General features: G+C 30.9%; 7 protein-coding genes and 3 pseudogenes. All 10 read right to left on the bottom strand.

The genetic code is table 11. From position 1 onward, the window contains the following. A pseudogene (locus AC1DN5_RS18950) lies at positions 1-173 on the bottom strand (collagen-like protein); the annotation flags it as partial. Positions 174-423: 250 nt separating this feature from the next. Continuing rightward, complete coding sequence (locus tag AC1DN5_RS18945) at positions 424-702, bottom strand: hypothetical protein (protein ID WP_326351698.1); 279 nt, start codon at positions 700-702, stop codon at positions 424-426. Between the two features lie 201 nt (positions 703-903). Continuing rightward, on the bottom strand, positions 904-1,428 hold the full coding sequence (locus AC1DN5_RS18940; RefSeq protein WP_327816236.1) for a stage II sporulation protein M: 525 nt from the start codon (positions 1,426-1,428) through the stop codon (positions 904-906). Between the two features lie 82 nt (positions 1,429-1,510). Next, a complete protein-coding gene (locus AC1DN5_RS18935) occupies positions 1,511-1,747 on the bottom strand; it encodes a circular bacteriocin, circularin A/uberolysin family (RefSeq protein ID WP_327816237.1) in 237 nt (78 codons plus the stop codon). 14 nt (positions 1,748-1,761) lie between these two features. Further along, positions 1,762-2,463 (bottom strand): ABC transporter ATP-binding protein, encoded by a 702-nt coding sequence (locus AC1DN5_RS18930; protein WP_327816238.1) that lies wholly within the window; start codon positions 2,461-2,463, stop codon positions 1,762-1,764. 16 nt (positions 2,464-2,479) lie between these two features. Next, complete coding sequence (locus AC1DN5_RS18925; RefSeq protein ID WP_366970072.1) at positions 2,480-4,165, bottom strand: hypothetical protein; 1,686 nt, start codon at positions 4,163-4,165, stop codon at positions 2,480-2,482. Between the two features lie 57 nt (positions 4,166-4,222). After that, complete coding sequence (locus AC1DN5_RS18920; RefSeq protein ID WP_327816240.1) at positions 4,223-4,426, bottom strand: hypothetical protein; 204 nt, start codon at positions 4,424-4,426, stop codon at positions 4,223-4,225. A gap of 22 nt (positions 4,427-4,448) precedes the next feature. Beyond that, complete coding sequence (locus tag AC1DN5_RS18915) at positions 4,449-5,075, bottom strand: hypothetical protein (protein ID WP_327816241.1); 627 nt, start codon at positions 5,073-5,075, stop codon at positions 4,449-4,451. Between the two features lie 368 nt (positions 5,076-5,443). Beyond that, positions 5,444-5,584: pseudogene (locus AC1DN5_RS18910) on the bottom strand (transposase); the annotation flags it as partial. 913 nt (positions 5,585-6,497) lie between these two features. Next, positions 6,498-6,678, bottom strand: a pseudogene (locus AC1DN5_RS18905) (collagen-like protein); the annotation flags it as partial.

The raw sequence follows: 6,678 nt of genomic DNA, 5'->3' as shown, positions 1-6,678 counted from the left end.
GTAATGTTCAGCCCTGTAGTGATTCCGTTGCTGATGCTGCCGATTGACAATACGCCGGTAAGGGCAGGAGCTAAAGTGACGGATGCTCCGGGAATCGGCGTGAACGTATTGTTCGGCACAGTGGAACTGTATAATTGTGCAGTTATGGTGATAGACGATCCGGCAGGGCTCACCGTTCTGATTAATCAGCCGGCAATAATTTTAGGAAGAATAGGACAAAGAAGCATACGAACACGACAGACATACTGCAACTTTATCTCTTAGAATAGGCAAATAGACAGACTGCGTCTGCCTTTTCGTTATGCTATGTAATAGATACTGTTTCCAAAAAAGACTATATACAGACCGAATAGATTATTAAAAAAGAGGCCAACCACTGCCGTCAGAGATAAGATCGAAACATTTTTTATTCTTCAAAACATATCACACTATCCAAACTATAATTGAAGCAATAATACAGAGAGCTGCAATAAGCAGAGAAACCAATTTATAGATGAAAAGATGGAACATCTCAGGTAATATAAACTTTAAAAATTTGAAAACCGACAAACCAAGTACACCAAAAAAAAATAGAATACCGGAACCATCTGATATCATTTCCGAGAAAAATTTTTCATCCTTTTCTTTTGCAAACGCAAAAGCAGTAGCTGTTACGGATAAAATTAAAAGTGTAATGGTTACCAAGACTTTTACTAAAATCATATTACTCTCCTATTTATACAGAATGATTAAAAATCAAAGATTTCCTTATAATAATAAAATTCTATAATCCCTACTATTAAAGCCACTACTACGAAAATTTTCTTTTTTGTACTTAAGAAAACATACAACCAAAAAAAAACCATAAAAAACGAACCTATAACTGCTAATATATCAGTTATGCTTAAATTTTGCATTTTATACTTACCCCACATTTACAAAATAATCTGAAATAAAAGCTTCTACAAAAGCTGCTATTACGATTAATATAACACTAATACTAATTAAAATAAATAATTGATTTACATATAACCTTAATTCTATTTTTTTCCCCTTAACTAGGTCAAAGATTAATTTTATTGGTGATAAACCAACTGTTGAAGCAATTATTATTCCAGGAATCTCAAATATGCCATGCGGCAAAATTCTAAGAATTATTTCGTACCAATGCAAGAAATAGCTACTTGACTTAACTGCATTCCCAATTACTAAACCATTAATTATAAGTGAAATTAAACTGGACAAACCAAATGTAAATAAACCACTGCTTAAGTTAAGAGCTGCAAGTAAATTATTCTTTAATATTGAAATATAACCCAGCCTCAACAAACTTTTGTCTACTTGAGCTTGTCCTGAAGTAAATAGACCTATACAGAAACTCACTAATAATACAATAGAACAAATTAAAATCAATAATTTAAATTCTTTAAAAACAAATTTAACATTCAAATCTATTCTCCTCATTATATATCAATATTTATAATTTAAATAAAGATATGTACAATTTGTACATATCTTTATAAACACTTTCTTACCATGCTGCAGTTGCCTTAATACCCAATTTTATGATTTTTCTTTTAATAAATTCAACACCTAAAACGTAAAGATAAGAGATACCTCCTGCAACTCCTGCAAACAACATAATCACCGTTGCGATTGAACTCCCGGCATTAATTAATTTGACTATACCTAGAGCAACTCCTGCAGAGACCCCCAAAGTTTTAGCTAATTCGAAGTGTGAGAATAATTGCAAAAACAGTTCTAACATAACATCACCTCCTTTCAATTATAACTATTATACAATTCTTCTAATTCACTGAATTTTTCACTATTATATTCATCATTACTGTCATATACTTTCTTTCCTTCTTTTATCATTATTATATCTGTACATATTTTTTCTACCGTATCTAATAGATGACTGCTAAGAACTATAGAGTTTCCTTGATTAATATATGTAATTAAAAATTTCTTTAAACTAAACATTGTTTCTGGATCCAACCCATTAAATGGCTCATCTAAGATCAAGAGAGTAGGTTCGTGTGAAAGAGCAGCAATGAAAGCAATCTTTTGCCTCATTCCTTTTGAATAGCTTGATATAAAAAAGTCTAATTTTTGTTCCATACCTAACATTTCTGCAAGCTCTTTCATTTTCTTTTTGTAGTTTTTTTTAGCTCCCCAAAGTCTACATATAAAATCTACGTATTCTCTACCAAGTAAATTTGGATATAAATTTAGTTCATCGGCTATGAAAGCAATGTTTGATTTATATTTCTCAGGATCTTTTTTAATTGAGAAACCATTGTAGATGCAATCGCCTTGGTTAGAATTAACTATCCCTGTTATCATTTGAAGTGTAGTCGTTTTCCCGGAACCGTTTGGTCCTATTATACCTAAAATTCTTCCCTTTCCAACATTAAAAGAAATATCATCAACAACTTTTTTTTCGTTATATATTTTAGACAAACCAGTAATATTTAGCATCACTTCACTCTCCTTTTTAGAAGTGAATTCGTTTTTCTAGTTTCAAATTAATAAATCTATATAATATAAAGCTCACTATGACTGCTACTAATACAATAATTGAAGCTCCAATCATTAGAGAATTTACAGCACTATATATTCCTATGCTAATCATTAAATAACACAAAGTTAAAATATTCATTAAAATTCTAGATTTAAAAGTTGGCAGTTCCAAAATGGACTCTATATCGTAATTAGGAAAAGTAGCGGAAGCAATTAATCCAATGAAAATAAAAGGTACAGTATGTATAATCACCATAAACAAAACCAACACAGGATTGGAATTAAATAAAAGCCAACTAAACAAACAGTTTAGTAGTAACAAGGGAGCGGTTGAAAAAAAAGAAATTATAAATTTCGCCTTAATATAATCTTTCAAATTTATAGGTGCAGATAAATAGATTTTAATGTTTTTTAATTCTGAATCGACTCCAAATCTATCCATTAAACTCTGTACTGTTAACGACATAACATAAATACTCACAAATATACCAATCTCTTCTCTGGGAATTGGTATAGAACTTTGTATATTAACTATAAAATAGATAAAATAAATTGAACCATACCCGAAAACAGCACTAAAAAGGTATGAACCCCATATTATTTTTCTTTCTCTTAGCAAACATTTTAAATCTTTTAATATTATTATTGAAGATATCCGTTCAGACCTTAGGAAGCTGAAGCTATTTTTTTTATCATTATCATTCGAAATTCTCTGTAAAATCTTATGTTCTTTAGATTTATTCATAACTTCATATAGTAAACTTAAATAATTACTATTTGAGATTTCACGAAAAAGATACCAAACAAAAAGAAAAAATATAGAGAAAATAAGAACAATGTTTAAAAAACAGATAATATAATTTCCCTTTATTATTTCAAAATGTAATGTCATGAAATAATTAATAGGGAAATACTTCGAAGTCAGAACAGATGATACAGCTAAGAAAACTGTATTATTAGTTACTTTAGGTAAAAAATCAAGAAAGGAAAATGAGAAAAATCGATTCGAATACTCAATTACTTTCAATATAGCAACGAACAAACTAAAATACCCTAAGAAAAGGCTTATATAAACTTTTGTTAGCTTTTGATTCATTGCTAATTTTTTGAAAAGGTTAAACAAAATAAAGTAACGTGTTAAATAAATTAATGTTACATACAAACAGCCAACAAGGAAAACTAGAGGCGCTTGCAGTATAGATATCATTTTGTGCATAACAAAAATGCCAGTAAAAACTGAAATTACAATAAACCAAATTATAATTTGTTTTAAATGGCCCTCTATCATTCGATACAACAGATAAATTCCTGGTTTTATAGGTGCGTATAATGCCACTTTAAAATCTTTGGAATACAATGTTTTTGATATATAGTTTTGCACTCCATCGATAGAAAAAATTATAAATATAATAAAAGACAATAATCTAATTAGTATCTTTTTTTCTTCAACAGTGTATTTTTTTGTTATATACAAAAAAAGTTGCAAAAACACGTCACTCAAGAACCATGTAATTAAGGTTAATCCAATAATACAAATAGAAAATAAAAGTAAAGTTATAAAACCACTAATTCTCAATTTCTTTTTTGTACTATTCGAAAAAAACGATTGATTTATACTCAATATCATTCTGTTTTTAAATAAAATTGATAGCTTTTGCATACAGGAAATGCTCCTTTAGAGAATAGGGATCTTTTTATTCGATCCCTATCTTCTTAATTACCATGCTGCTGTAGCCTTCATACCAAGTTCTACAATTTTCTTTTTAATAGCATACATGTAAATACCAACGATACTTCCTACACCAGAAACTATTGAAATAATAGATGCCAGTGACCAACCCGCATTTATAGCTTGGGCTATTTTATAAGCGTTACCCATTGTAATTCCTAGCTTAGCAGCCAAATCAAACAACTCCATCATTTCCCACTCACCTCCCCTCAGTTCAACCTAATAGTAACTTCCCAATACTAATAGCCAAAGCGTAAATAAGTACAATGATAATTGCCGTAATTTTTTTAGAATTGAGTAAAATCTTAATAGATATTATCATCATAATGAGGTGCATTATAAAGAAAAAGTTAAATGTATCTAATAAGACATCAACCATCGTTGAATTTTTCTGAATTAAGCTCATCGGTATACGATTAAATACACGGTATTCAATTGATATAAAAATCCAATTTAAAGCATTAGGTATTTGAGAAACTAGGAATAATGATAATATTTTTTTAAAATTCATTTTATCAACAAATATATTACTTATAAAATAAAAGAGAATTGACGTTCCTACTATACCAATAATAAAATTAGCTATATTTATAGTGCAAGCTATTGTTTCTATCCACACTTGATTTTCGAGCAAAAAACTTTTATCTATATCTGTATCCTTAAGATTTTGAAATAAATTTTGAAGTGCAACCGGATAGATACTTAAAGAATATATAACATTTGCAATTATCAAGACTAACAAAGGAACCAAAATTAATGGCTTTTTCACTAGACTTTCAAAAAAAATTATTGGCTTATAAAAAATATTTCCCCTATCATTTTTGAGCACCTTTACTTCCAAAATACCACATCCCAATAACCGAAAATTATAAGTTTTAATAGTTCTGTATGTATGAAGAAAAATAATACATATTAACCTATATTAAACTTCCTGAGAAAATAGTAACATAAGGAAAGACCTATGTAAATAGTAAAACTGATTTTTTATTCCGTTAAAAGGATATTCAAAATGTGATTTGTATCTATTTACCTGCTCAAAACAGCTGTATATTGAAAATAATGTTTTGTACAGAGCGCTCCTGATTTCTAGTTTTACCTAGCTTGGAAGATGTTTGTTCTGCATTTTTTGTTTTATAGATTTTCATTCACCATTGATCTGTTTCTGGCAACTGAAAAAGATCTCCCACATCCCTTGCTTGGTTGGTATGTGGAAATCTTTCTCATGTTCTGGCAGACGGCTGTGAGAAGAACTTGCTCACTCACATTCTGTTTTCCCCTCAACCTGCAAGAGCAAAGTCCATGCAATTGTTTCGAATCTGCAAAGTTTCACTCTATTTTTTCTTTCCTTTTTGTAGAGGGTTTCTTTGAAACAGACGATCTGTTTTTTCTTTATGGTCTTTTCACACATACTGGGTGATCAATGGGCATGAGGAACACATTTCAGAATATCATTTATATGATCGGTAGCCTTTTCGGTCAGTTGTTGAATATGTAAGTTCTTACTGTTTAAAACAAATATATATGTCTTGTTCACTGTAAGTAAAACTCCATTCCGGAATAAGCCTTTGGCAGATAATAATATCTGTATGCGATGATATCAAAGATTTGGCGACCAGATAGTTTCTTATAAATGGGAGACGTTAAATAATCCGAATCAAGAACTACGGCGAATTCTCCCTAAAAAACAAATCGTGCGAATTGGTTTTCCAATCGATCAAGATAAAACACATAATCATAGACATTTCCAATGTTGACATAGACGTCTGTGATTATGTTGTATTTTATATCCGTTGTGTAGTGATCTAATTAAAAGAAACTCAATTTATTTTCATGATACAAATATCCGTTTTCCAAATCCGTTGTACTGTGGGATCACTTTTTCAACTTTCATCTCCGCTTCGACTTTTAAACTCCCGGTCTCCCTGAATGGCTTCATTCTTGTTTATTTATGCTTGTTGGCATTGGCTTTAAGGTAAGTGGAATAATTAAATAAAACGCCCACCCACCACGCCATGCGTGATCGCCTTTTGATGATGATTCACACCTCTGGTACAACGGATGATCTCGACTCATTAAAAACATCGTCATCTGTTTAAGATACTGATTATCTTCTGAGGGCATGAAAACAAATAAATACTTCTGTTGGCTGTCGGGAAATTCCCGTCAGCTTTTATTTACTCAGAAACGAAAAAACAAAAAAGCTTGAAGAAAAGTGATTTCTTCTCCAAGCTTAGATGATTCACATCAGTCTGGCCGTTTTCGCTCAAGAAATCGTAACTCCCGCGCTTGCGTATCCCGCCACTGTATTAATAAGAGAAAGACCTGTCGCAGTGGCGGAGAATACCATTAACAGCCGGGTTTGAGGAGTTACTGTAATGTTCAGCCCTGTAGTGATTCCGTTGCTGATGCTGCCGATTGACAATACGCCGGTAAGGGCAGGAGCT

The organism is Bacillus sp. 01N42_2 (assembly GCF_056399565.1).
The sequence above is the reverse complement of the archived record's forward strand: the minus strand, read 5'-3'. Positions and strand labels throughout refer to the sequence as shown.